The organism is Aeromonas sp. sia0103 (assembly GCF_963895295.1).
Lineage (GTDB): Bacteria > Pseudomonadota > Gammaproteobacteria > Enterobacterales > Aeromonadaceae > Aeromonas > Aeromonas encheleia.
The window spans coordinates 1-645 of the sequence record NZ_CAWQKG010000019.1 but is presented as its reverse complement, the minus strand read 5'-3'; the positions used below and the strand labels follow the sequence as shown (position 1 = coordinate 645).

General features: G+C 64.5%; 1 protein-coding gene. It reads left to right on the top strand.

All coding sequences use genetic code 11. The annotated features are described in order from the left end of the window. A partial coding sequence (locus AACW18_RS08440; protein ID WP_218390081.1) for a VCBS domain-containing protein occupies nucleotides 1–645 on the top strand: 645 nt, incomplete at both ends.

The window sequence follows — 645 nt, the reverse complement described above, 5'->3', positions numbered from 1 at the left end:
AGACCAAGGTCGAGACCTTCACCGTACAGAGCCTGGATGGCACCAGCCACACCGTGACCATCACCATCACCGGCGTCAATGACGGTGCCGAGATCAAGGGTGATGACAGCGGTGCGGTGACCGAAGATCTGAACGTGGTCAGCGGTAACCTGACCGAGACCGGCAGCCTGACACTGACCGACGTGGACGGGGCCGACGAGGCCGTGTTCAAACCGGGTGTGGGCGCGCCGAGTGCCGGCGCTCTGGGCCACCTGACCATCGATACCGCTGGCAAGTGGACCTACAACGTGGCCAACGGCGACGTGCAGTACCTGAAAGAGGGTGAGACCAAGGTCGAGACCTTCACCGTGCACAGTGCCGACGGCACCAGCCACGAGGTGGTCATCACGATCACCGGCACCAACGATCTGCCGGTGATTGCCGGCGACGACCAGGGTGCGGTGACCGAGGATGCCACCGATCCAACCCTGACCGACAGCGGCACCCTGACCCTGACCGATCTGGATGCGGGCGAGGCGGTGTTCAAGGCCGGTACCGGTACCCCGAGTGCCGGCGCTCTGGGCCACCTGACCATCGATACCGCTGGCAAGTGGACCTACAACGTGGCCAACGGCGACGTGCAGTACCTGGGCCAGGGTGAGACCA